Origin of the sequence: Rhizobium sp. BK418 (assembly GCF_004341105.1) — a bacterium.
Lineage (GTDB): Bacteria > Pseudomonadota > Alphaproteobacteria > Rhizobiales > Rhizobiaceae > Rhizobium.
Map to the genome: position 1 here is coordinate 367,159 of NZ_SLZK01000004.1, position 21,951 is coordinate 389,109.

Here is a 21,951-nt window from a genome sequence, read left to right on the forward strand (position 1 = left end):
GAAATGGACGATCTGAAATTCGGCATGCGCAACAAACGCGGCGACTGGGCACCCAACAAGCCCGTCGAGACCGCGCCGCTCTTTGCCTTTCCGCCGCGGCTGATGACCATCCTGAAATGGCTGCCGCACTATTTCTTTCCCTGGAATGCGATCTTTGCTGCGTCCGCCGTCGCCTATTGGGCCTGGGTCATTCCGCCTGTCGAGACGATGCGAACCTTCGGCTTCGGCTGGATTGCCTGGCTCTATGCCATGAATGCAATCTGCGTTCTGCTCTTCTACGGCGCCTTCGAGGTGCATCTCTATGTGCTGAAGCGCCAGGAAAACCGGTTCAAGTACAATGGAAAATTCCCGGCTGAGCAGAAAAGCAAGGCCTTCTGGTTCGAAAGCCAGAACGTCGACAATATGTTGCGCACCTTCCTGTCAGGCGTGACGATCTGGACGGCAATCGAGGCGGGCATGCTATTGGCCTATGCCAATGGTTACGTGCCGTGGCTGAGCTTTGCCGAACATCCCTGGACGCTTGCCATTGTCGCGCTGATCGTCCCGATCATTCACGAATTCCACTTCTTCTGCATCCACCGGCTCATCCACACCCCGTTTCTCTACAAGTGGGTGCACTCGGTCCATCATAATTCAGTCAACCCATCGCCCTGGTCGTCGCTGTCGATGCATCCGGTCGAGCATCTGCTTTATCTCGGAACGGCCTTCTATCACCTGATCCTGCCATCCAACCCGGTCCTGATGCTCTATCAACTCCACTATGCGGGTTACGGAGCCATTCCCGGCCATGTGGGTTTCGACAAGGTCGAGATCGGCGAGGGCAAGCTGGTCGATAGCCATGCCTATGCCCATTACCTGCACCACAAATATTTCGAGGTGAATTACGGCGATACGCTGATCCCGCTCGATCGGTGGTTCGGCACCTGGCACGACGGCTCGCCCGAAGGCGAGGCCCGGATGCAGGAGCGCTATCGTCGACGTAAGGAAAAGCTCGCAGCCGGCAAGGCCGGCATGGAAATCAAGGGAGCGGCCGAATGAGCTGGATCACTGCCTGCAAACTCGATGACATCGAACAGGAAGGTGCCATCCGTTTCGATCACGACAGCCGTACCTATGCCATCTATCGCGGCCCGGACGACAGCGTCTATTGCACCGCCGGTCTCTGCACCCACGAGTCGATCCATCTCGCAGAAGGACTGGTCATGGAATTCGAAGTGGAATGTCCCAAACATTCCGGCGCCTTCGACTACCGCACCGGCGAGGCTCTCCGGCTTCCCGCCTGCGAGAACCTGAAAACCTATCCGGCCGAAGTGATCGACGGGGTAGTGCGCGTGGCTCTCGCCTGATGATCCTCCCTGGCCGGCGTCTCCTCCTCACGAGCGCCGGCCTCTTTTTCCATGGAGAGCTTTATGAGCGGCATTGTCATCATCGGCGCGGGGGAGTGCGGAACGCGTGCTGCATTCGCCTTGCGCGAAGCCGGATATTCAGGGTCCGTTGTGCTGGTCGGAGCCGAGCCGCATCTGCCCTATGAACGGCCGCCACTATCGAAGCCGGCGAGTGACGCTGTGCGGATGAAGCTGATCTGCGCGAAGGACGGTCTGGCTGACGCGGGCATCGACTATCTCAAGGGCGTGTCGGCTTCGAAGCTGGACGCCGATGCCGGCACAGTGACGCTGAGCGATGGGCGCGTGCTGGCCTATCAAAAGCTGTTGCTGGCAACTGGCGCGCGCCCGAGGCGGCTTGCTTGCCCCGGTGCCGAGCGGGCGCTCGATTTCCGCACGCATGGCGATGCTGAAGCGATTTTTTCCCGTGCCGGGGTAGCCCGAAGCACCGCGGTCATTGGCGGCGGCTTGATCGGAATGGAGCTTGCGTCGGTGCTGCGCGGCGAGGGCATTGCCGTGAGCGTCATCGAAGCCGCACCAAAGACCCTTGGACGCGCTGTCCCGGCGCGCTTTGCCGAAAAGCTGCATGCCAGGCACATCGAAGAAGGCGTCGATTTTCATCTCGGCCGAGGCGTCGCGGCAATCACCGATGATGGCGTCATACTGACCGACGGCAGCATGGTTCAAGCACAACTTGTCATCAGCGCCATCGGTGTCATGCCGGAGATCACACTGGCGCAAGACGCTGGACTGGCAACGGGCAACGGCATTCTGACCGATACTCATCTGCGCACCAGCGCAGCAAATATCTTCGCTGCAGGTGACTGCGCGGCAGTAAGCCAGACTGATGGCGGCCACATCAGGTTCGAAAGCTGGCGGAATGCCAGAGCTCAAGCCGAAACCGCGGCGCGCACTATGATCGGTTCGTTGGAGCCTTTCACCGCAATCCCCTGGTTCTGGTCGGATCAATACGATCTCAGCCTCCAGGTGGTCGGGCTGCCGCAGCCGGCGCATCAAAGCGTGGTCCGGCCGCTTGGCGATGGCGAACTTGAATTCTATCTGGACGCAGGACGTCTCGTCGCCGCAGCCGGCCTCGGTATCGGTAACGCGGTTGCCAAGGATATCAAGCTTGCCGAGATGTTGATCGCTGCGGGCGTTCGTCCCGATACCGCCGCGCTAGCCAATGCCAACCTGAACCTCAAGGCGCTTCTGAAGAGCGCGCGGGCGGCCTGATGCAGAAGCTCATGATCTTCCAGTCGCTCTGGGCCATGGAGCGTCGGCATCCTGACGGGTATGAGCGTAGCCTCGACGAGAATATTACAATGATATTAGAGGCCGGCTTCGACGGCATCAGTGCCCACTATACGAACCGTGCCGATGTCATTGGGCTGAATGATGCGATCCGCGGCACCGGATTGAAGATCGAAGGTGTCTGTTTTCCCCAGTCAGTGGAGGATTTGCGCCTGACGCTCGAACTCGCCACGGAATTTCCGGTCAGCCATATCTGTCTGCAGCCCGATATCCGCCTGCGCCGCGTCGAGGATTGCCTGCCAATATTGGATGGCTGGATGCAGCTTGCCGACGATGCCGGCATTCCCGTGCTTATCGAAACACATCGCAACCGGATGACGACGGACCTGTTCTTTACGCTCGATCTGCTGGAGAAACGGCCGAACCTGCCGTTGCTTGCCGATCTCTCGCACTTTACGGTCGCACGCGAGTTCGCCTATCCTGTCGATGCCGAAATTCACGCGATGATCCATCGCGTCCTGCGAAATGCCCATGCCTTTCACGGCAGGGTCGCATCGTGCGGACAAGTGCAGATCGAAATCTCCTTTCCGCATCATCGGCCGTGGGTCGGGCTCTTCCGTCAGTGGTGGGACTACGGCATGCGTGACTGGCGCGCTCGGGCGTCGGCCAATGCCGAGCTCGTCTTCACCTGTGAACTGGGGCCAAAGCCGTATGCAATTAGCACTCGTGACGGCAGTGACAGCACTGGTCGGTGGGCGGAGGCCCTGCAACTGCGTCAGATGCTCCGCGACCTCTGGGCCGCGATTTGATTGCCGTCGTCCTGATGCCAGCAGACTTGTCGGGATGATCTCCTCTGGAGATCATCCTAACGGTCGTCCCGGGCACATCTGCAAGGGATCCGATCTATTTATCAGACAAAGCGAGGTCGTGGCGCAGCCATGACGGGAAGGCGTCGACGCTGTTAACAACGCGGCGACGCCGCCATCGAGCAATAATGGTCGCGACGAGGATTTCTCGAAAGCTGAATCGCGAGCAGAGCTCGGTCACGGATGCCGACAAGTTCTCGCCGGTGTTTTGCTTGTTCATGAGTATTCGCGGCCAGAATTCGGGGCCGCCCTTCTTTCAAGCTGAGAATGCGCAGCGACGGCGCAGGCGTTGCCGTGCCAAAACGCTACGTGCGAAACGGGGTGCCATCTCTGGATGGTGAAGCTTGAAAGGTCTCGATGAAAGCCGAGGGTTAGGAGCTTCGAAAGCCTATGCCAAAGAGGCGTTGGACGAAGAAATATCTGTCATTGCACGCCTCCGTTGGTGAATTGCTCCGGCCGCACTTTTTAGCCGATCATGAAAGGTCAGGCAAGGGCGCCGAAGTGCGTCAGTCCAAGGCGCGGATAGAGGGACACTGCTTTGCGACTAGGGGCATTAAAATGACCTCGTCGGTGATGATCCTTTGATTCCCGAAAGCGCATGGCTGTGGCTTGGCAGGTTCTGATATCGCGTTGTCGACATGCGAGCTAGTTGAGAGAGCGACGGATCGCCGCGAGGTAGGCTTCGGCGAGTTGGACGCGCTCGCAAGCAACACTGTCCAAGGTGCGTTCCAGACGAAGAGCGGCTCCCTTCGTCATGAATGGCTCTAGGCGCCACCGGGGCGAACCCGGCCTTATTCGGATGCGAGGGCCAAGGCCTGGCCGGTATTGGGCAAGCGAGATCCCAGCTTTGATCAGCAGGTTTCTGACATCGGGCCGCCGTTCTGCGGCGATGACGATGGAGAACGCACCGATCAGAAACGCCTTGGAAACTGGTAGTTCGATCTCGTCGATAATGTCACTGCCGATATCGTTCGCCTTGACGAAGAGGAGGAATTCATCGACGCACTGCTGAGCTCTGTCCAGGCTCGCCGCATCAGGATACTCTCCCGGCATATATCCTAAACGGCTCTCGATGATCACGCGCATGGACAACTCCTTTGCGCGATTAACGCAAATGGCGTTCTTTTGTTCGAAAGCGCCAAGGAGGCTGGTCAGCCACGTGCTGCGGCGTTTTCAACACCAGCCAAATCCTGACTCTTTTTGACGGCCGGCTAAGACGGAACAATTGGTTTGGTTATCGAGTTCTAGGACGATGGAACAGGACAACCTCAAAAGAACGGTCCCGCACTTTTCACGTCATCCCGAGGCGGCGCGCCAGCTGCATCGGCTTGGGGCCTTCTCCATTCCGCAGGATCTCGATGACAGATTTCGCGGATTGCTCGCCAGACTTGATCGGGCTGAGCATGACAGCTGTTCATTGGCTGACGACATGATGTCGGCCAACCCGGGTCCCGCATGAAGTGACACGTTTCGGAAGCTCTTCAGAATCTGGCCATTTTTCCAGTGCCCCACAATATCGGAGGTCGGATCCTGGAGGTTGAGCTTCAACACGACCAGTGCTTACGCACTTTCCTGCCGGCGATCGGTGCACAGCTCACGCTCTCGCAAGTTGTTTTGTGCCTTCAAGGCACGCTTCAGCGAGAACGGAAAAGTCGACGGAATCCAACAAGCAACGCCGCGTTTTCGCCATGGGCCTGACATCGCACCGGAAGTTGCAGGACGCTGCGAGAGCCTGAAAGTCGAGCCAGCAAAGTCGGTCCGCCGAAATCGCCCGGAGCAACGGGCCAGTGTCCAGGTGTCGTGATTATTCGTGCTGCCCATCATTCACCGCGAGGAAACCGCTGGTTCTCCTCCAAGACGTTGAGATCCATATGATTGCGCATGTATCGCTCGGCGGCTTTCTGCAGGGGTTGATAGTCCCACGGGTAATAGGATCCTTCCCGCAATGCGGGATACACGACCCACCGACGGGCCTGGCTTTCTCGGATCTGCGCATCAAAATCCGAGAGGTTCCAGCGGAGATGGACTTGAGAAAGCAGGTCGTCCAGCGTTTTCGCATGGGCGGGATCATCTGCGAGATTGGAGAGCTCATGGGGATCGGCCCGAAGATCAAATAGCAAGGGCGGGTCTGTTTCGCAGACCGTCAGTTTGAAATGATCGGCACGAATGGCCACAAGCGGTGCAATCGATCCTTCAGCGGCATATTCCATCAGGACCGGACCGTGGGCCTTGCTGCCGCCCAAGAGCTCGGCCAGGTTCTCGCCATCCGTCCAGGGGGAAATGGCAGAAATATCAAGCCCGGCAAGCCCGGCAAGCGTCGGAGTGACATCGAGAGTGGAGACCGGTTGATCGATCACGCCAGGCTGCCAGCCCGGTGCCGATATCATCAATGGCACGCGCGCAGAACCGTCGAAGAAGCACATCTTGAACCAGAGACCGCGCTCGCCCAGCATATCGCCGTGGTCCGACACGAACAGGATGACGGTGTTTTCCCGCATGCGTGTGCGCTCCAGTACGTCGAGGATCTCCCCGACCTTCTCGTCGATATAGGAGATATTGGCGAAATAGCCGCGCCTTGCCCTGCGGATCTGCTCGGTAGTGATGTCGAAGGCCTTGTAGTCGCAGGCTTCCAGCAAGCGCCTCGAATGCGGATCCATCTCATCGAACGGCAGGGCCGCGATGGTCGGATCAAGGGCCGGGCAATCCTCGTAGAGATCCCAGAATTTGCGCCTGGCGACATAGGGATCGTGAGGGTGGGTGAAACTGACGGTCAGGCACCAAGGGCGCTCGTCTAGTCGCCGCGACAGGTCGTAGAGCTTGCGGGTTGCGTTATAGGCGACCTCGTCGTCATATTCGAGCTGGTTGGTGATTTCCGCGATACCGGCGCCGGTCACCGATCCAAGGTTATGGTACCACCAGTCGATACGCTCACCAGGCTTGCGATAGTCGGGAGTCCAGCCGAAATCGGCCGGATAGATATCCGTCGTCAGACGTTCTTCGAAACCATGCAGCTGGTCGGGGCCGACGAAGTGCATTTTGCCCGACAGGCTGGTGTGATAGCCAGCTGCCCTCAGATGATGAGCATAGGTCGGAATGTCGGAGGCAAATTCGGCCGCATTGTCATAGACCCGCGTCCGGCTCGGCAACTGGCCCGACATGAACGATGCACGCGCTGGAGCGCAGAGAGGGCTTGCTGTGTAGCTGTTGGCGAAGCGGACCGAACGCGATGCCAGATTTCTCAGGTGCGGTGCATGAAGAAAATTAGCCGGTCCGTCCGGAAACAGAGTACCGTTCAGCTGGTCGACCATGATGATGAGAATATTGGGGCGCGCCATGATGTCTCGCTGCTACTCTTATTCGTTGGTTCTATTGGGGGGAGCGGCTCAGAGATGCATGCGCCACCAGTTGACGACTGTCTGGCCGAACTGCCCGTTCGCATCGGCCACCGGTCCGCGTCGGCAGGCGTCGATCAGATCCATTATTATCTTCAGGAGCGGCACTGGTCGTCGCATCAGTGATCCTCTCGGCGGCGTGGGACGCAATCGGCACTCTGACGATAGCCGACTTAATGACTGCGCACTATCGCTTCTCCGACATTGGTTGTTCCGCACGCTCGCTCAAAGCGCTTCCGGGGACAGATCTGCAGGCGACACAACGGGTCGCGCCAAGACGTGCATCGTGGCCTAACCCATGCATGATGCAGTGGTGGCTGGCTCGTCACCGCCAGACAGCATCTTGCGAGAGCGCGGAGGATCCTGATGTCGATCGCCCGACCCATACCCACGGAAGAAGGCATCCGGGAGTTTCTGAAGATTTGCGAGAGCTTCTATCCGCCGGACGCGGTCGACGCATCGATCTCACAGCAGCGACAGTGGTATGATCGGCTCTGCGCGCGATTTGACCACCCCTTGCCGCAGGGGCTGACCTATGCCGATGGCATGGTGTCGCGTATCCCGATCCGGCGATATCGCCCGCGCACGATAACGACATCGACCGTTCTCCTCTATCTGCATGGCGGCGGTTTCGTCGCAGGATCGCTCGAAAGCCATCATTCGATCTGTGCTGAAATCGCCGATTTCGCTGGCGCCGAACTCATCAGCGTCGATTATCGACTGGCGCCGGAACATCGCTGGCCGTCGCAAAGCGAGGATTGTTTCATCGTCCTTCAGCACCTGTTGTCGTCTCCACGCAGCAAGGTGGTGGTAGTCGGCGACAGCGCGGGCGCCAATCTTGCGGCAGGTCTTGCCGTCAGATCGTTACGGGAAGCGCTGCCGGGGTTGGTTGGCCAGGTTCTTATCTACCCGACGCTCGGCGGGGACCTGGAGAAGGGTTCCTACGTCGACATGGCAAATGCGCCGGGCCTGACAACGGCCGACGTTGCCTATTACCGAACCGTCCTGCGGGCTCCGTCCGGACATCCTGTGGCCGAGCCGCTCCACGCGGATTCACTTGCGGGACTTGCACCTGCCTTTATCACGGTCGCACGTTTCGATCCGTTGCGAGACGACGGGCGCAGCTACGCAGGCCGGCTCGCGGAGGCCGGCGTTGAAGTCTGGTTCCGAGAGGAACCGCAGATGGTGCACGCTTGGCTGCGGGCGCGCTACATGAGTGAAGGCGCTCGCGCCGGGTTCGTGGCGATATGCGAGGCAGTCAGACTCTTTGCTTCGCGCTGATCGCTACATCAGGTCGCGCGCGATCTTCTTTTCTTCGAAATCCTTTTCGAAGACCTTTACCCCACCCTCGTAGGCCGTGACGTTGGCGGCGATAACCCAGTGTGTTGCCGTGCAGCCGATCGCGGCAGTCGCCACCGTCGTCACCGACCAGCCGGGACGTTGCATGTCGCAGGTCCAGGTGGATTGGCCCGTCATGGAGAGCGGGTCGTCTAGCGCGATCGACCATGTCTCATCGCGCAGTTGGCGCGTACTGAGCCCTGTATCGGGATGCTCGAAAAGCCCGGTATCCTCATGGATACGGTATTCGGTTCGATTGGCACAAAGCTCTTTGACGACCTGCCTTTTCGTGTCAGCCGGCGCATGTTCGATATATTTCGGCAGCGGATCGGGATTATCCGGCTCCTTCACCGCAATTAGGCGATGATTGGCAAGCATCGGCAAGGCAAGTTCGATTGAAGTCGTATCGATGACAAGGCCGGGATCAGTCGGCGGCGGCAGGATCATCGGCCAATAGGCGGTAGAAAGTGAAAGGCGGATGCGATGGCCGGCGCGGAAACGATAGCCGCAGGCATCCAGAACAAGGCGTACAATCACGCGGTCGCCGCTTTTCATGGGTCTTGGCTCGGCGCTGCCATCGCGATGAGCAAGATTGAGGACGCCGAAGGAAACGCGTGTCGCCATGCCGTCCTCATGTACATCGACGAGCCGCGCGCAGAGATTTGCAGTGTCTGCCTCACAGCGTAGCGCCAGAGTGACGACAGGCTGGCCGAGGTAGTCGCAATCCTCGGCAAGCGGTGGGGTTTCAAAGACAAGAGAGCCGGCATCGTCGCCTCGCTGGTCGATCGCCATTTCGGCATCCGGTTTCAGTGTGAAATATTCCCCCGATGCCGTACCGGTATCAAGTGGCGAGCGCAGATGGACGTCTTGCGCCAACGTCTGCAATCTAACCACTCCTTCGTCGAGCCGGCCCGATGATCCTGCGTGGAAATATTGCACCGCTGGTGCTCGCCACGCGTCGATTGCGACCCAGAAGCCGGGATCAGCTTCCCGGCGCGGGGCAGGGCGCACGGCATCGAGTATATAGGCGCGCAGTTGCGGCGTGTTTTCCGCATGGTTCTTCTCTCCGCGCAGCCAACAGTTCCACCAGGCGATCGCCTCGCCATGGAAATCGGCGCGTGGCTTTGGGAAGGCGAAATGCGGATATTTATGAACCCAGGGACCGATCAGCGCCTTTGCTCTCGTCCCAAGCCCCGCGATTGCCTTCAGCGGTGTATTGCGATAGCCATCGGCCCAGCCGGCGATTACCAGCGCCGGGATTTCCAAACTTGAAAAATTCTCGCAGATCGAACCGTGTTTCCAGAAGGCGTCTCGTCGCTGGTGGGCGAGCCACTCCTCCATGAAGAAGGGCTCGTTTTGCAGCCTTTCCAGCCACAGCTCCCTCCAGCGATCGCCGACAACAGCCGGATCCGGCGGGCGGGACTGGTAGCCTAGCATCGTCGCGGCCCAGGAAAGCTGGGCGGACAGGTGACAGCCATTCTTGTAATGGATGTCGTCATTGTAACGATCCACAGTCGAGGCGATCGAGATGACAGCCTTCAATGCCGGGGGGCGAAGGGCCGCTACCTGCAGGCTGTTGAAGCCGCCCCATGAAATGCCCATCATGCCGACCGCGCCGTTGCACCAGGGCTGGCTGGCGATCCAATCGATCAGTTCACAGGCGTTGGCAAGCTCAAGTTCGGTATATTCGCCATCGATCACGCCTTCGGATTCGCCCGAACCCCGGATATCGACACGCACTCCGGCAATGCCGGCGGCAGCAAAGACGGGGTAGGTCGATTCGTCGCGCAGGCTCGTTCCATCGCGCTTGCGATAGGGCAGGAACTCGAAGACGGCCGGCACCGGGTCGGCGTCTGCGCCATCAGGCATCCAGATCCGCGCGGCCAGGCGCGTTCCATCGCCAAGTGTGATCCACTGGTTTTCGATCGTCGTGAAGGAGCGTTGGCTCATGTGTTTTCCCTGGCAGCAATCGTTGAGCCGGCGGAACCGGCTGCGTTGACGGTTCAGTTGCCGGCACTTTCCATCCGCCGGGTGGTCAGCACCTTTTCGAGCCAGCCAATCTCCATCTCCGGGACGGATTTCAGGAGCAGATCGGTATAGTCATCGAAGGGCGGGGAAAGCGCCTTCGATTTCGGGCCGAACCGCACGACCCTGCCGCGATGCATGACCGCGACACTGTCGGCAATAGCCCTGACGATGGCGATGTCATGGGTGATGAAGATGTAGGATAGCTTTTCTTCTTCTTGCAGGCGCAGCAGCAGTTTCAGGATGCCTTCAGCCACCAGCGGATCGAGAGCCGAGGTCGGCTCGTCGCACAGGATGAGTTCGGGCTTTGCAGCCAGCGCGCGCGCTATCGCCACACGCTGCTTCTGGCCGCCCGAGAGCTCTGCCGGGTAGCGGTTCAGGAAGCCGTTACCCATCTCGATCTGGTCGAGTAGTTCCTTCACACGGTCCGTCTTTGAGACTCCCCTGAGGCCGTAATAGAAGGTCAGCGCCCGGCCGATGATGTCGCGCACGGTCTGACGCGGGTTCATCGCTGTGTCGGCCATCTGGTAGATGAGCTGGATGCGGCGCAGGTCGTCGCGTGGCCGGTGTCGGACGTCGGGCGTCAACGCTTTGCCGGCAAACGATATCGTGCCGGCGGTTGGCGCAAGCAGCCCGGTGACGGCGCGGGCGAGCGTTGATTTTCCCGAGCCCGATTCACCGACGATCGCCAATGTCTGTCCCTTCGGCACATGCAGGCTGACATCGTTCAGGACCTTGAAGCCATTAGAATATTCCGCGCTGACATTTTCGATCTTCAGCAGTGCATCGGACTGATCGACAGCTTCGTCCCTCAGTGTCTGCCGGACGTTGACCAGCGCGCGGGTATAGTCCTCCCGTGGCGCTTCGATGATTTGCTGGACACTGCCGTATTCCACCGTCTTGCCATGGCGCAGCACCATGATGTCATCGGAGATCTGGGCAACGACGGCGAGATCATGGGTGATATAGAGGGCCGCTGTATGCGTTGCCTCGATCGCATGCTTGATCGCCGCGAGCACGTCGATCTGGGTGGTGACGTCAAGTGCCGTCGTCGGTTCGTCGAAAACGATCAGTTCGGGGTTGGAGCAAAGCGCCATAGCCGTCATGGCGCGCTGTAACTGGCCGCCCGAGACCTGATGCGGGAAGCGTTCGCCAAAACTTTCGGGATGGGGAAGGCCAAGCACTTGGAAGAGGTAGAGCGCTCGCTTTTTCGCTTCCTGTTTGCTCATGAGCCCGTGTTTGACGGAAGCCTCAATCACCTGGTCGCCGAGCCGGTGGGCGGGATTGAAGGCGGCTGCGGCCGACTGAGCCACATAGCAGACGCGGGCGCCGCGGATCTGTCTGATGCCATTCCTGCCAAGGGCAAGGATATTGTCGCCGTCGAGCAGCACTTCCCCGCCGGTGATCTCGGCACCGCCTCGGCCATAGGCAAGTGCCGAGAGTCCGATCGTTGACTTGCCGGCCCCGGATTCACCGATCAGCCCTAGCACCCGGCCTTTCAGCAAATCAAAGGAAACGCCGTCAACGATGGTCACGCGTTTCGGCGCTTCACCCGGCGGATAGCTGGTGGCTTCGATCTTCAGATTACGGACGGAAAGAAGATCAGGCATCGCCACGCCCTCCTTTGAGGCTCGAGGTTCGTTTCAAAAGCCAGTCGACGACCAGGTTGACGCAGACTGCGAGGGCGGCGATCGCGCTCCCCGGGACGAGGGCTGCCGAAATGCCGAAGATAATGCCGTCCTTGTTGTCTTTGACCATGCCGCCCCAGTCAGCCGATGGCGGCTGGATGCCGAGGCCGAGGAAGGACAATGTCGAGAGGAACAGGATCGAAAAGGCAAAACGCAGCCCGAACTCGGCAAGCAGCGGTGTCAGCGTGTTCGGCAGGATCTCCCGGAAGATGATCCAGAGTTTTCCTTCGCCGCGAAGTTTGGCCGCCTCGACGAATTCCATGACAGCGACATCGAGTGCCACGGCGCGGCCGAGACGATAGACGCGGGTGGAATCCAGGATCGCCATGACGAGGATCAGCACGATGATGTTCTGTGGCAGTACGGCCAGAACCACGAGCGCGAAGATCAGCGTCGGAATCGACATCATCAGGTCGTTGAAACGGGAGAAGATCATATCGACCAGCCCGCGCGACACGGCTGCCGTGAAGCTTAAGATGACGCCGAGCGAGAAAGAGATGACCGTCGCGGCAAGCGCCACGAAGAGCGTGGTTCGTGCGCCGTAGATCAACCGCGAGAGGATGTCGCGGCCGAGATTGTCGAGGCCGAAGACATATTGCGCATCAGGCGTCTGCCAGACGCTGCCGACGACCTCGGTCTCCCCGTAGGGCGCGATCAAGGGTGCAAAGAGAGCGAAGACGAAGGCAATCGCAATGCCGATCATGCCGATCCAGGCGGTAGTGGGGATATCTCTCAATTTCATCTCGGATGCCTCAGCCTGGGATTGGCGATGATCGCAAGAATATCGGCCAGCATGTTGAGGAAGATGTAGACGGCAGCGAAGATCAGACCGCAGGCCTGCACTACCGGCATGTCGCGCACGCTCACGGCGTCGACCATATACTGGCCCATGCCGGGATAGACGAAGACCACCTCGACGACGACCACACCAACGATCAGATAGGCGAGATTCAGCGCCACGACATTAATGATCGGCGCGAGCGCGTTCGGCGCGGCGTGCTTGACGATCGAGCGGAACGCAGAAAGCCCCTTCAACTCAGCCGTCTCCATATAGGCAGACGACATCACGGACAGGATTGCAGCACGCGTCATGCGCATCATGTGGGCAAGCACGACCAGCACGAGGGTCGCCGTCGGTAGGGCGATTGCCTTCAGACGATCGGCAACGCTCATGCTCTCATAGACGGTGGCGGGAAAGGTCGCGACGCCGAACTTCACCGCGAAAAACATGATCAGCAGGTAGCCAATGAAGAATTCCGGCAGCGAGATCGCCGCAAGCGAAATAATGTTGATGATCTTATCCGGCAGGCGGCCCCGGAAATGCGCCGAGACCATGCCGAGTCCGACGGCCAGCGGCACGGAGATTAGGGCGGCAAAACCGGCCAGAAACAGCGAATTGCCGAGCCGCTTGCCGATCTGTTCGCTGACGGAGTTCTTGCTGGCCCATGATGTGCCGAAATCTCCTTGAACGGCATTGCCAAGCCATTCGACGTATCGCGTCGTCACTGGCCGGTCGAGCCCAAGATCCTTGCGAATATTAGCGACCGCCTGCGGCGTTGCCGATTGACCGAGATAGGTCGTGGCGAAATCGCCTGGAAGCGCTTCCAGACCGCCGAAGATCAGGATGGAGACGGCAAAGAGCAGTATGATGCTGAGCACGAAGCGCTCGAGAATGAGGGCAAGCAGCGGAAAACGCTGCCGGAACCTAAGGCCGGGCAGGATATTGCCTGAGGTCGGACTGGACATGGTGAAGGCCTCGCGCTGAAACGTCAGGAGGACCGCGGGTTTTGTCCCGCGGTCCCGGCTTCGCTGGAGATCGGACTTAGATGTCCCGGCTTCAGGCCTCCAGCCAGACGCGGGTCGCGACGTAGCCGTTCGACATGTCGTTGCCGATGTCGTGGACATAACCCTTCACCTGCTTGGTGGAGGCGTTCACGAAGTCGTTGAACATCGGAAGGATCACACCGCCCTCGTCGCGCACCATCATTGCCATGGCGCGGTAAAGTTCCTTGCGCTTGGCATCGTCGAGTTCGGAACGCGCCTGGAGAAGCAGCCTATCGAAATCCGGACGTTTGAAGCGGGTATCGTTCCAGTCGGCCGTCGAGAGATAGGCGGTGGAATACATCTGATCTTGCGTCGGGCGGCCGCCCCAATAGGAGGTCGAGAAAGGTTGGACATTCCAGACGTTGGTCCAATATCCGTCGCCGGGCTCGCGCTTGAGCTCTATCTCGATACCTGCCTTCTTGCAGCTTTCCTGATAAAGGACGGCCGCATCGACGGCACCGGGGAAGGCGACCTCCGAAGTGCGCAGCAGAACCGAGCCGCTATGGCCGGATTTCTTGTAGTGGAAGGCCGCCTTGTCCGGATCGTAGGCACGCTGTTCGATCCCCTCGGGAAAGAGCGCGTAGGTGCTGTTGATCGGGAAGTCGTTGCCGACCTTGCCGTAGCCGCCGAGGATCTTCTGAACCATGGTTTCGCGGTCCATGGCGTATTTGAGCGCGAGGCGCAGGTCGTTATTGTCGAACGGCGCCTTGTCGCAATGCATGATGAAGACATAGTGGCCGCGCCCGGCAGTCGAAAGGATCTCGACATTCGGAGCGCGCTTCAAGAGGTTGACGGTCTTCGGATCGACACGGTTGATGTAGTGCACCTGGCCGGACGAAAGCGCGGCGATGCGCGCCGTGGCATCGTTCATGCCGATGATTTCGATGGAATCGACATAACCGCGATCGGTGCGCCAGTCGTCCTTGTTCTTTTCGAAAGTGGCGCGCACGCCAGGCTCGAAGCTCATGAGCTTGTACGGGCCAGTACCGATCGAGGCGAGCGGATCGTCGACACCGCCATTCGGCTGAATGACCAGATGATAATCGGTCAATAGCAGCGGCATGTCGGCATTGCCTTCCGAAAGCGTCAGGACGAGGTTGCCGCCGTCGGCCTTGATTTCCTTGATCGAGCCGAGGACGCCGAGCGCGCCGGATTCCGATTTCTTGTCGGTATGGCGCTTGAGTGTGGCGACTACGTCGTCGATCGTCAGTTCCTTGCCATTGTGGAACTTGACGCCCTTGCGGATCTTGAAGGTCCAGGTTGCCGCATCCTTCGACGGTTCCCAGGATTCGGCAAGCGCCGGTACGGCAGCGCCCGTCAGCGGGTCGGATTCAACCAGCATGTCGCCCCAGCAGCGACCGACGCAGAACATGAATTGCGACAGAAATTTCGCCGGGTCCTTGGAGTCGGTTGCAGCCCCGCCCTCCAGCCCAAGTTTCAAATGACCGCCACGCTTCGGCTCGGCGGCCTCGGCACTTTCGGTAAAGAGCTTGTCGGCAACAGTAAGCGTCAGGCCGGCCGCCATGGCGCGTCCCAGGAATTCGCGGCGGCTGAGGCCACCGGCGGTCACCCGGCTTGCGAGATATTTAGTGTAGTCGTTCATTCCCCTTCTCCTTCTTATGGTGCGTTGACTTCGATTTTTGGGCAGATTCCCGAACGGTTTCCTCTTCCGTCCCAGGTGCCCGCACGCTTGCGGGAAGATGATGCGGTTGCCGCCGCCTTGTTACCGTCCTTTCCAGTTAGGGCTTCGTTTTTCGGCGAAAGCCCGTGCGCCTTCCAATTGGTCCTCGCTCGAATAAAGCCGGTCCACCGTCGCAAACTGCCGTTTGGTGATTTTGTTCATGGCAGTCTGAAAGGTCGAACCCTCCGATTCACGGACGATTTCCTTGATTGCGGCGTAGACGAGCGGCGGCCCGCTTTCGAGCAGGCGGGCGAGATCCCAAGCCCGCTCCATCAGCCCGTCCGCGGGCAATATCTCATTGACGAAGCCCCAGCGATGCGCCTCATGGACGTCAAGCCAGCGGCCGGTCAAAAGCATGTCCATGGCGATATGATAGGGGATGCGCTTCGGCAGCTTCACCGAGGCGGCATCGGCAACCGTGCCGGAGCGGATTTCCGGAAGGGCGAAGGTCGCGTGCTCGGCGGCAAGAATCAGATCGGCGGAAAGTGCGATCTCCAGTCCGCCTCCACAACAGATGCCGTTGACGGCACAGATGACCGGCTTGTTGAGATCGCGCAGTTCCTGCAGCCCGCCGAAACCGCCAACGCCATAGTCCCCGTCGACCGCGTCGCCTGCCGCGGCAGCCTTCAGATCCCATCCGGCGCAGAAGAATTTCTCACCCGCGCCGGAGATGATTGCAACCCGGAGCGCGGTGTCGTCCCGGAAATCGCGGAATATCAGTCCCATGGCGCGGCTGGTGGCAAGGTCGATGGCGTTCGCCTTCGGCCGCTCGAGGATGACTTCCAGCACTGCGCCGACCCGTCGGGTCCGAATGGGCTCGCTCAACCTATGCTACCTCCTCCGCCGGATCAGGGCATCGACTGCGGCCACGCCGTGCCCCTCGGGAAGAACCATCAATGGATTAATGTCCAGTTCCTCCAGCCGTGCCGCATTCATTACGACATAATCTGCCGCCCGCGCGACAGCCGTCACGGTCGCTTCAAGATCTCCCTTCGGACGCCCGCGATATCCCTCGATCAATTTTGCGATCTTAAGACGCGATATTGCCTCCGAAATTTCCAATCTCGTCGTCGGCAGCGGCAAAATGACGGAATCCTCCAGCAATTCGACGAAAATTCCGCCGGCACCCAGCGTTAGCGATAATCCGAAAACGGGGTCGCGGGAAGCGCCGACGATCAGCTCCGCGACGGGCCGGTCGATCATCTTCTCGATCAGAAAACCGTCTGTCGCAGCCATCTTTGATGCGGCATCCAATACGGCCTTAGCATCCTTCAGGTTGAGTGCGACGGCGCCCGCTTCGGTCTTGTGCGCGACGCCAAGGGCTTTCAGGACAACAGGAAAGCCAAGCCGCTCGGCACAATCCGCCGCCTGAAGCGGCGAAGTTGCAACCCGGCCTTTGGGGATACGAAGGCCGGCGATATCGAGTTCCGTCTTCGCATCGGCCTCGCTCAGCGTTTCGATTGCGCCTTCGACAGACACCACGTTGAGAAGCGGCAGGGAAGGGGGTTTGCGCCAGGCATGGCCGATTCCGGCTGCGACTTCCGCGGCGATCAGGGTTTCATCAATACCGCAGAAGGGGACGACGCCTTCGGCGATCAGACGGTCGGCGACAGCTTCCGGCATGTTTTCGGAAAGGGTCGCCAGAATCCCGGTAAGCGCGCCTGTCGTAGACGCCGCAACGGTGACCGCGTCAGCCGCCGTCATCCAATCTGTCGCCTCGCATCGATCACCGCGCGGAAAATCGAGGACGATGAGATTGAGGTCATAGCTGCCTTCGAACATGGCCGCGAAAGCCTCCGTCTGACGCGCAAGATCGCCCCACACGAACGTGTGGTAATCGAGCGGATTGGAGAGCGTCACCATGTCGCCGAGAATATTTCTCAGGCGCGGCAGTTGCTTTGGTTCGAGATCTCGGAACGTGACGGAGCGCCCGACTGCAGCATCCGCCATCAGCGAGGCTTCGCCGCCCGAACAACTCATCGAGGAGATAGTGGCACCTTGCAGCGGGCCTGCCACATGCAGGAGTTTCAGCGTTTCAAGCAGCGCCGGCAGCGTTTCGACGCGTCCGATGCCGAGGCGGGTAAGCACTGCATCGGCCACGGCGTCGCCGCCGGCAAGGGATGCGGTATGGGAGAGCGTTGCCTGTCTTGCCTGTTCGGACTTGCCGACTTTCAAAACAACGACGGGCTTTTTCGTCAGGCGGGCTGTGGCGGCAAGGCGCTCGAGCGCAGCTTTGTCGCCAAAGCCCTCGACATGGAGGCCAAGCGCCGTCACGCGTGGGTCGGCAAGCAGGCCGCAGGCGAGATCGCATAGCGAGGTTTGCGCCTGGTTGCCTGACGTCACGACATAGGCGATCGGCAGGCCGCGTGTCTGCATGGTCAGGTTGAGCGCTATATTCGACGATTGGGTCAGGATCGCCACACCACCTTCGACGCGCTTCATGCCATGCTGATCGGGCCAGAGCAGCGCGCCGTCGAGGCCGTTGATGAAGCCGTAGCAGTTTGGTCCAAGGATCGGCATGTCAGCTGCAGCGCCAACCAATGCCTGTTGCAGCTGGCAGCCATCGGCAAGTTCCGCCACGGCCTCGCTGAAGCCGGAGGCATAACAGACCGCACCGCCGGCACCCGCCGCCGACAGGCTGCGCACGATTTCGACGGTCGATATCCGGTTGACCCCTACGAAGGCGGCGTCCGGCGGCGACGGCAGTTCGGAAACGCTTCTGTAACACTGCCTCCCGAGGAGCTCGTCGAGCGTCGGGTGAACGGGCCAGATTTCTCCTGCAAACCCCATCCTGTCGCACTGCTCCATCACCCGACGCGCTTCGCGGCCGCCAAAGACGGCGATCGTTTGCGGTCTGAACAGGCGGTCGAGCGCGCGTGCTGTCATCGGCTACGCTCCCAGAGGCCGCAGCAGATCGCGGCTGATGATGTGGCGCTGGATTTCCGACGTGCCGTCCCATATACGTTCGACCCGCGCATCCCGCCAGAAGCGGGCAAGCGGCAGATCGTCCATCAGGCCCATGCCGCCGTAGATCTGGATCGCCTCATCCGTGACGCGGGCAAGCATTTCTGAGGCGTAAAGCTTGGCCGAGGCGATTTCGCGATCGGAACTCAAGCCTGCATCCAGACGCCACGCTGCCGAAAGCGTCAACCAGTCGGCCGCGTCGATCTCGGTGATCATGTCAGCAAGCTTGAAGGAGACGCCCTGATTGGCGCCGATCGGCCTGCCGAACTGCTTGCGCTCGGCGGCATAGGATAAAGCCATGTCGAAGACGCGCCGCGCCCGGCCAACGCAGGTGGCGGCGACTGTCAGTCGCGTGCCGTAGAGCCATTGATTGGCGAGTTCGAAACCATGATGCACCTCGCCGAGCACTTGGGTTGCCGGAATCCGGCAATCGGCAAAGCTCAAGGTGCAATTGTGATAGCCGCGGTGGGAGACGGAATCATAGCCTTTTAGGATTTCGAAGCCTGGCGTGCCGCGATCGACGAGGAATGCAGTGATCTTCTTCTTGAGGCCTCTCGGCGTTTCCTCTTCGCCGGTCGCGGCAAAGACGATGATGAAATCGGCGACATCGGCATGCGAGATGAAATGCTTGGTGCCATTGAGGACGAAGTCGCTGCCGTCGCTGCGAGCGGCGCATTTCATACCGCGCATGTCAGAACCGGCATCGGGCTCGGTGATCGCCAGCGCGTCGATCTTTTCTCCGCGGACGGCAGGAAGCAGATACCGTTCACGTTGCTCGCCTTCGCAGGCCATCAGGATGCCGGAGGGACGGCCGAAAAAGACCGTCAGTGCCATTGAGCCGCGGCCGAGTTCCCGCTCGACCAGCGTGAAGGTGACATGGTCGAGGCCGGCGCCGCCCGCCTCCTCGGGAAAATTGCAGGCGTAGAAGCCGAGATCGATGCATTTGCGCCGGATATCAGCCGCAAGATCCGGCGGAACGAAACCCGTGCGCTCGACTTCGTTCTCATGCGGATGAATTTCGGTTTCGACGAAGCCGCGGACCGTCTCGACGATCATTTCCTGTTCTTCGCTGAGGCCGAAATCCATGTCGATCTTCCTATCGTTTCTGGCCGACATGGCGGCCAACCCCATCGGGGGGAGGCAGCTTTGCATGGGCAGCTGCGATCAGATTTGCCTTGTCAAGGACTGCGCCTGGCGCCGGTGTCGCCTTGCCGGCTTCGGTATCGACATGCAGCAGCATTTGCTCGGCAGTGGCGAGCACGCCGCCGCTCTCGCTGTCGCAGATCGTGTGGAAGAGGTGCAGCCGCTTGTCGTCGAGTGCGAGGATCTGGCAGGTCGAATGGATCGCCTGCCCGAGTTTTGCCTCGCCAAGATGGCGGATATGAGTCTCGACCGTATAGTAGCTCTGCCCGGCCTCGACATAGGCAAGATCGACCCCGATCAGGCGCAGAAGCGCGTCGGACGTATCGCCGAAGACTTGCAGGTAGCGATGCTCAGTCATATGGCCGTTATAATCGACCCAGGCCGGGCTCACCTTGGTCTCGACGAGCTTGAGGGGGCCTTCAGGATCAGCAGCAGCGGTTTTCCCGTCGCCTGCGGCCCACAGGGACCGTTCGAAATCCTTCAGCAACTCGCCGGCGCCCCAGCCCTTGCCGCCGTTTCCGGCCTTCAGCGCCTGCAGGATGCCGACGAGATTTTCGTCGCGGATGCGCTCGAGTGCACGGATCGAAAGACCTGCCGCCTGTTCGTCTGACTGTCTTCCGATCTTTTCGATCAGCGCCTCATCGAGATCGACAACATCGGTCAGCTTCGTCCAGGGCCAGGCAAGGCAAGGCCCGAACTGCGCGAGGAAATGGCGCATCCCGGCCTCGCCGCCGGCTATGCGATAGGTCTGGAACAGACCCATCTGTGCCCAGCGCAGTCCGAAGGAATAGCGGATGACGTCGTCGAGTGTCTCGACCGTGCAGATATCGTCGTGAATAAGCCAGAGCGCCTCGCGCCAGAGCGCTTCGAGCAGCCGGTCGCCGACGAAGGCCTCGATCTCCTTGGCGATATGGACGCCCTTCATGCCGATCGGGGCAAGGCGTGCCATCGCTGCCTCGACGGTCGCTTTCGAGGTCTTTTCGCCGCCGACGATTTCGACCAGCGGAAGCAGATAGACGGGATTATAGGGATGGGCGACGAAGAGGCGTTCGGGATGCTTCATGTCGCGCTGCAGGTCGCTCGGCAGCAGGCCGGAGGTGGACGAGCCGATCAGCGCGTCCGGTCGTGCGGCAGCATCGATCTCCGTCAATACGCGGCGCTTGAGGTCGAGCCGTTCCGGCACGCTTTCCTGGATCCAGTCCGCACCGGAGACAGCCTCCTGCAGCGACGTTTCGAAGGTAAGCCGGCCGCGCGGCGGCAGCGGTGCGCCGGTCAGCATTGCATAGGCTTTTTCCGCATTGGCAAGGACCTCGCCTACGATGCGGCTTGCTTCGGGATGCGGATCGAAGACGCTCACATCAATGCCGGCAAGCAGAAAACGTGCAATCCATCCGCCGCCGATGACGCCGCCGCCGATACAGGCCGCTTTGGTGATCCCTGTCATGTCGTCCTCAGCGCTTCGTCAGGTTCAGTTTCTTGCGGACGTCTTCAGGACCGATGATCCTGGCACCCATGCCTTCGACCACCTGCACGGCCTTTTCGACGAGCTGCGCATTCGTGGCGAGAGCGCCCTTGCCGATATAGAGGTTATCTTCCAGGCCAACGCGAACATTGCCGCCCGCCAGAACCGCGGCAGCCGGATAAGCCATGGCGTTGCGGCCGATCGAAAAGGCCGAAAATGTCCAGCTATCGGGCACGTTGTTGACCATTGCCATGAAGGTGTTGAGATCGTCAGGGGCGCCCCATGGAATGCCCATGCAGAGCTGAATCAGTACCGGATCTTCTATCAGGCCTTCTTCGGCGAGCTGCTTGGCGAACCACAGATGACCGGTGTCGAAGGCCTCGATCTCGGGACGCACGCCGAGATCGGTCATTTTCCTGGCCATCGCCCGCAGCATGGCGGGCGTGTTGGTCATGACGTAATCGCCGAGATTGAAGTTCATCGTGCCGCAGTCGAGCGTGCAGATTTCCGGCAGGCATTCGGCGACATGGCTGACGCGCTCGGTTGCTCCTGCCATGTCCGTCCCTGCCGTCTTCAAGGGAAGCGGGCTTTCGACATCACCGAAAATCAGATCTCCACCCATGCCGGCCGTCAGGTTCAGCACCACATCGACATCGGCCGAACGGATGCGGTCGGTCACCTCCCTGTAGAGGTCGTTGCGGCGGCTTGCGGCACCGGTTTGAGGATCGCGGACATGGCAGTGAACGACTGCCGCCCCAGCCTTGGCGGCATCGATCGCGGAGTCCGCGATCTGCTTGGGAGTAATGGGAACGTGGCTGGATTTCGAAACCGTATCGCCGGCACCAGTGACGGCGCAGGTGATGAAAACATCGCGGTTCATCGCAAGAGGCATGTTTGTTGTTCTCCCTCGTCTTGAGGGCATTACGCGCCAGGAT

Annotated in this window: 19 protein-coding genes; 6 read left to right on the forward strand and 13 right to left on the reverse strand. The window is 60.2% G+C overall.

Features of this window, described 5'->3' with window-relative positions:
* Nucleotides 1-3 precede the first annotated feature (3 nt).
* The 4 genes from EV281_RS18640 to EV281_RS18655 all read left to right on the forward strand — a co-directional run bounded on the left by EV281_RS18640 (nt 4) and on the right by EV281_RS18655 (nt 3,442).
* A complete protein-coding gene (locus tag EV281_RS18640; RefSeq protein ID WP_132654978.1) occupies nt 4-1,038 on the forward strand; it encodes a sterol desaturase family protein in 1,035 nt (344 codons plus the stop codon).
* Nucleotides 1,035-1,346 carry a MocE family 2Fe-2S type ferredoxin gene (locus tag EV281_RS18645; protein WP_132654980.1) on the forward strand — a complete coding sequence of 104 codons (312 nt, stop codon included), beginning with the start codon at nt 1,035-1,037 and terminating at the stop codon, nt 1,344-1,346. The genes EV281_RS18640 and EV281_RS18645 overlap by 4 nt, the downstream gene beginning before the upstream one ends.
* A 63-nt stretch (nt 1,347-1,409) precedes the next feature.
* Nucleotides 1,410-2,615 (forward strand): FAD-dependent oxidoreductase, encoded by a 1,206-nt coding sequence (locus tag EV281_RS18650; protein ID WP_132654982.1) that lies wholly within the window; start codon nt 1,410-1,412, stop codon nt 2,613-2,615.
* Nucleotides 2,615-3,442, forward strand: coding sequence for a sugar phosphate isomerase/epimerase (locus EV281_RS18655; protein WP_132654984.1), 828 nt, complete (start codon nt 2,615-2,617; stop codon nt 3,440-3,442). The genes EV281_RS18650 and EV281_RS18655 overlap by 1 nt, the downstream gene beginning before the upstream one ends.
* A gap of 94 nt (nt 3,443-3,536) precedes the next feature.
* Here the strand turns inward: EV281_RS18655 and EV281_RS18660 are convergent, their stop codons facing one another.
* Both EV281_RS18660 and EV281_RS18665 read right to left on the reverse strand, forming a co-directional pair.
* Nucleotides 3,537-3,719: a hypothetical protein gene (locus tag EV281_RS18660; protein ID WP_132654986.1), complete on the reverse strand. Its 183-nt coding sequence runs from the start codon at nt 3,717-3,719 to the stop codon at nt 3,537-3,539.
* A gap of 425 nt (nt 3,720-4,144) precedes the next feature.
* Nucleotides 4,145-4,585 (reverse strand): hypothetical protein, encoded by a 441-nt coding sequence (locus EV281_RS18665; protein ID WP_132654988.1) that lies wholly within the window; start codon nt 4,583-4,585, stop codon nt 4,145-4,147.
* A gap of 166 nt (nt 4,586-4,751) precedes the next feature.
* Between EV281_RS18665 and EV281_RS18670 the strand changes: the two genes are divergently transcribed.
* The gene (locus EV281_RS18670; RefSeq protein WP_132654990.1) at nt 4,752-4,958 is read left to right on the forward strand and encodes a hypothetical protein; all 207 of its coding nucleotides are present in this window, start codon (nt 4,752-4,754) and stop codon (nt 4,956-4,958) included.
* A 361-nt stretch (nt 4,959-5,319) separates the two neighbouring features.
* Here EV281_RS18670 and betC read toward each other — a convergent pair whose 3' ends face one another.
* Nucleotides 5,320-6,834 (reverse strand): choline-sulfatase, encoded by a 1,515-nt coding sequence (gene betC, locus EV281_RS18675; RefSeq protein ID WP_132654992.1) that lies wholly within the window; start codon nt 6,832-6,834, stop codon nt 5,320-5,322.
* A 423-nt stretch (nt 6,835-7,257) separates the two neighbouring features.
* On the opposite strand from betC, the gene EV281_RS18680 reads away from it, so the two are divergent.
* On the forward strand, nt 7,258-8,172 hold the full coding sequence (locus EV281_RS18680) for an alpha/beta hydrolase (RefSeq protein WP_132654994.1): 915 nt from the start codon (nt 7,258-7,260) through the stop codon (nt 8,170-8,172).
* 3 nt (nt 8,173-8,175) lie between these two features.
* Here the strand turns inward: EV281_RS18680 and EV281_RS18685 are convergent, their stop codons facing one another.
* The 10 genes from EV281_RS18685 to EV281_RS18730 form a co-directional block, all read right to left on the reverse strand.
* Nucleotides 8,176-10,179: a CocE/NonD family hydrolase gene (locus EV281_RS18685; RefSeq protein WP_132654996.1), complete on the reverse strand. Its 2,004-nt coding sequence runs from the start codon at nt 10,177-10,179 to the stop codon at nt 8,176-8,178.
* A gap of 53 nt (nt 10,180-10,232) precedes the next feature.
* The gene (locus EV281_RS18690) at nt 10,233-11,864 is read right to left on the reverse strand and encodes an ABC transporter ATP-binding protein (RefSeq protein WP_132654998.1); all 1,632 of its coding nucleotides are present in this window, start codon (nt 11,862-11,864) and stop codon (nt 10,233-10,235) included.
* A complete protein-coding gene (locus tag EV281_RS18695; RefSeq protein ID WP_132655000.1) occupies nt 11,857-12,684 on the reverse strand; it encodes an ABC transporter permease in 828 nt (275 codons plus the stop codon). Before EV281_RS18695 ends, EV281_RS18690 begins: the two co-directional genes overlap by 8 nt.
* Nucleotides 12,681-13,688 (reverse strand): ABC transporter permease, encoded by a 1,008-nt coding sequence (locus EV281_RS18700; RefSeq protein WP_132655002.1) that lies wholly within the window; start codon nt 13,686-13,688, stop codon nt 12,681-12,683. Before EV281_RS18700 ends, EV281_RS18695 begins: the two co-directional genes overlap by 4 nt.
* A gap of 91 nt (nt 13,689-13,779) precedes the next feature.
* The gene (locus EV281_RS18705; protein WP_132655004.1) at nt 13,780-15,369 is read right to left on the reverse strand and encodes an ABC transporter substrate-binding protein; all 1,590 of its coding nucleotides are present in this window, start codon (nt 15,367-15,369) and stop codon (nt 13,780-13,782) included.
* 120 nt (nt 15,370-15,489) lie between these two features.
* Nucleotides 15,490-16,272 (reverse strand): carnitinyl-CoA dehydratase, encoded by a 783-nt coding sequence (locus tag EV281_RS18710; RefSeq protein WP_132655006.1) that lies wholly within the window; start codon nt 16,270-16,272, stop codon nt 15,490-15,492.
* Between the two features lie 6 nt (nt 16,273-16,278).
* A complete protein-coding gene (locus EV281_RS18715; protein WP_132655008.1) occupies nt 16,279-18,333 on the reverse strand; it encodes an acetate--CoA ligase family protein in 2,055 nt (684 codons plus the stop codon).
* A 3-nt stretch (nt 18,334-18,336) separates the two neighbouring features.
* Nucleotides 18,337-19,497: an acyl-CoA dehydrogenase family protein gene (locus EV281_RS18720; RefSeq protein WP_132655439.1), complete on the reverse strand. Its 1,161-nt coding sequence runs from the start codon at nt 19,495-19,497 to the stop codon at nt 18,337-18,339.
* Between the two features lie 10 nt (nt 19,498-19,507).
* Nucleotides 19,508-20,998 (reverse strand): carnitine 3-dehydrogenase, encoded by a 1,491-nt coding sequence (locus EV281_RS18725; RefSeq protein ID WP_132655010.1) that lies wholly within the window; start codon nt 20,996-20,998, stop codon nt 19,508-19,510.
* 7 nt (nt 20,999-21,005) lie between these two features.
* Entirely contained in the window at nt 21,006-21,908 is a 903-nt protein-coding gene (locus EV281_RS18730; protein ID WP_132655012.1) for a 3-keto-5-aminohexanoate cleavage protein, read from the reverse strand.
* Nucleotides 21,909-21,951 lie beyond the last annotated feature (43 nt).